This window comes from Trueperaceae bacterium, assembly GCA_031581195.1.
Taxonomy (GTDB): Bacteria; Deinococcota; Deinococci; order Deinococcales; family Trueperaceae; genus SLSQ01.
Genome location: JAVLCF010000174.1, coordinates 1 through 3,096, shown reverse-complemented (window position 1 = coordinate 3,096; position 3,096 = coordinate 1). Strand labels below are relative to the sequence as shown.

Genomic DNA, 3,096 nt, shown 5'->3' with positions numbered 1-3,096 from the left:
GGACGTCGGGGTCGGCGAGGGCGGTGCGGGCCTCGGCGAGGGCGTCGGCCTGGCCGACGCGCGGGGTCGGGTGGCGCGGGTCGGTGTGCGCGGGGACGGGCGCCGCGTCGGCGCGGGCCGCGCGAGCGCGGGCGGCGAGGGCGGCGTCCGGTTCGATCCCCATCTCGTGGCGGAGCGCCTGGGCGAACGCGTCGAAGCGCCGGACCGCCGCCGCCGGGCGCCCCTGCGCCACGTACGCGTCCAGCAGGCGCGCGAGGCGGGCCTCGTCCCACGGGTCGACCTCGAGCGCCTGCTCCAGCAGGCTCGACGTGAGGGCCCCCTCGCCCGCCGCCTCCGCTGCGCGCGTGGCGCGGTCGAGGTGCCCGAGCAGCGTCGCCCGCCACGCCTCCTGCGCGGTGGCGAGCCACGCGTCGAACGGGTCCGCGTCGCGAACCCCCAGCTCGGCCAGCAACGGGGCGAGCAGGGCGTCGGGCGCGGGGCCCGGCGGCCCGTCGAGCCACGCGGCGAGGTGGGCGTCCCGGTCGACCCGCACGCCGTCCGCGAGGCGCACGTCCGGCCGGCGCGCCTCGACGAGCCCGGGCGCCCGCCGCTTGAGGTCGGCGAGCGCGACGCGGAGGTTGTTCCGGGCGCTGGCCTCGTCCCGGTCGGGCCACAGGAGGCCGGCGAGGGCGCCCCGGCCGACCGGGGCGCCGGTGACCGCCAGGTGGGCGACGAGCGCCAACGCCTTGCGCGGACCGATCGCGACGGGGGCGCCGTCGCGGTGGACCGCGGGCGGCCCGAGGACCTGCACGACGTACCCGGAGGGTCCCCCCGACGCTGCACGCGACATGACGGGAGAGTAACAACGGCTGAATGACGTGCGTGCGCCGCGGTGCGACGGCTCCGCGTCGCGCCGGCGGGCGCGAACGGCGCCCCCGTGCCATCATGGACCCATGAACGACGCGTCCGGCGCCTCCGACCCGCCCACCTTCGACGTCGCCGCCACCCTCGGGGCGGTCTTCGACGGCGCCACCCTCCCGCGCGACGAAGCGCGCCAGGTCATGGGCCGCCTCATGGACGGCGACCTCTCGCAGATGCAGGCCGCGGCGCTCCTCGCGGCGCTCCGCACGCGCGGGGAGACGGTGGAGGAGATCGTCGGCTTCGCCGAAGCGATGCGCGAGCGCTCCATCCACGTCGACGCCGACGTCGGCGGTCCTCTGCTCGACATCTGCGGGACCGGCGGGACCGGCATCTCGACGATCAACGTCAGCACCACCGCCACGTTCGTCGCCGCCGCGGGCGGCGCGACGGTCGCGAAGCACGGCAACCGCGGCGTGACGAAGAAGAGCGGCAGCGCCGACGTCCTCGAGGCGCTCGGCGTCCGGCTCGACGTGCCGATCGAGCGCCTCGGTGCGGCGCTGGGTGAGGTCGGCGTGGCGTTCCTGTACGCCCGCCAGCACCACCCCGCCATGAAGTTCGTCGCGCCCATCCGCGCCGACCTGCGCGCCCGCACCATCTTCAACAACCTCGGCCCGCTCACCAACCCGGCCGCCGCCGACCGGCAACTCCTCGGGACGTACGGCCCGGCCCTGACCCGCACCCTCGCCGAGGTGCTGCGCGGCCTGGGGCTCGAGCGGGCGCTGGTGGTGCACGGCGACGGGCTGGACGACTTCACGGTCTCCGGCGAGAGCGTCTACGCCGAACTCCGCAGCGACGGCGAGATCGTCGATCACGTCCTCACGCCCGAGGAGGTCGGCCTCGACCGGGCGCCCGCCGCCGCGCTGGCGGGGGGCGACGCGGCGACGAACGCCGCGGCGGCCCGCGCGATCCTCGCGGGCGAGACGCGCGGCCCGACCCGCGACGTCGTGCAGCTCAACGCCGGCGCGGCGCTCTACCTCGCCGACCAGGCGTCCAGCATCGCCGACGGCGTCGGCCGCGCCGGCGACCTGCTCGACGCCGGCGCCGGCCTGGAGGTGCTCGACCGGTACGTCGCCTTCACCGGTGGACGCTTCCCCGCCCCCTGACCCCCGCCCCCTGACCCACCCCGCGCGCCGCGCGGGCGGCACGACTGTGTGCCCGCCCCTCACGGGCGGCCCGCGCATGCGGCACAATGGAGCAAATCCGTTCGGGGAGGACGTAATCGTGAGCGAGGAACGCAACGAAACGACGCCGGCGACGACCGGCACCGCGATGGTGAAGACCGGGTTCGCGGAGATGTTCAAGGGCGGCGTCATCATGGACGTCATCGACGCCGACCAGGCCCGCATCGCCGAGGACGCCGGCGCGACCGCCGTCATGGCGCTCGAGCGCGTCCCCGCCGACATCCGCGCGGAGGGCGGCGTCGCGCGCATGTCCGACCCCGACATGATCCGCGGCATCGTCGAGGCGGTGTCGATCCCGGTCATGGCGAAGGTCCGCATCGGGCACTTCGTCGAAGCGCAGATCCTGCAATCGCTGGGCGTGGACTTCATCGACGAGAGCGAGGTCCTCACGCCCGCCGACGAGGCGTACCACGTCGACAAGTTCGCCTTCACGGTGCCGTTCGTGAACGGCGCGACGAACGTGGGGGAGGCGCTCCGCCGCATCGGGGAGGGCGCCAGCATGATCCGCACGAAGGGCGAGGCCGGCACCGGCAACGTCGTCGAAGCGGTCCGCCACGCCCGCAGCGTCCTCGCCGAGATCCGCCGCATCCACGCCATGCCCGCCATGGAGGTCATGACGTACGCCAAGGAGCACGGCGCGCCGGTCGACCTCGTGCGCTACGTCCGGGAGCACGGCGCCCTGCCGGTCCCGAACTTCGCGGCCGGCGGCATCGCCACCCCCGCCGACGCGGCCCTCATGATGCAGATCGGCGTCGACGGGGTGTTCGTCGGCTCCGGCATCTTCAAGAGCGCGCCCGGCGTCACCGACGTCGCGGAGAAGCACCGCGCCTGGAGCCGCCGCGCCGAAGCGATCGTGAAGGCGACGACCCACTACGACGACCCCGACGTCCTCGCCGACGTCAGTCGCGGCCTGGGGGAGGCGATGGTCGGCATCGACATCGACACGCTCGACGAGACGGAGTTGCTCGCCGGCCGCGGCTGGTGAGCGCGCCCCACTCCGCCCTCCCCCCGCCAC

Annotated in this window: 3 protein-coding genes; 2 read left to right on the top strand and 1 reads right to left on the bottom strand. The window is 75.5% G+C overall.

Annotated features, from left to right (window positions below):
- Positions 1 to 829 (bottom strand): BTAD domain-containing putative transcriptional regulator (locus RI554_11090; GenBank protein MDR9392558.1); only part of this gene is annotated, 829 nt, incomplete at its 3' end.
- A 103-nt stretch (positions 830 to 932) separates the two neighbouring features.
- Here RI554_11090 and trpD point away from each other — a divergent pair.
- Positions 933 to 2,003 (top strand): anthranilate phosphoribosyltransferase, encoded by a 1,071-nt coding sequence (gene trpD / locus RI554_11085; GenBank protein MDR9392557.1) that lies wholly within the window; start codon positions 933 to 935, stop codon positions 2,001 to 2,003.
- A gap of 118 nt (positions 2,004 to 2,121) precedes the next feature.
- Positions 2,122 to 3,066, top strand: coding sequence for a pyridoxal 5'-phosphate synthase lyase subunit PdxS (gene pdxS, locus RI554_11080; GenBank protein MDR9392556.1), 945 nt, complete (start codon positions 2,122 to 2,124; stop codon positions 3,064 to 3,066).
- Positions 3,067 to 3,096: the final 30 nt, after the last annotated feature.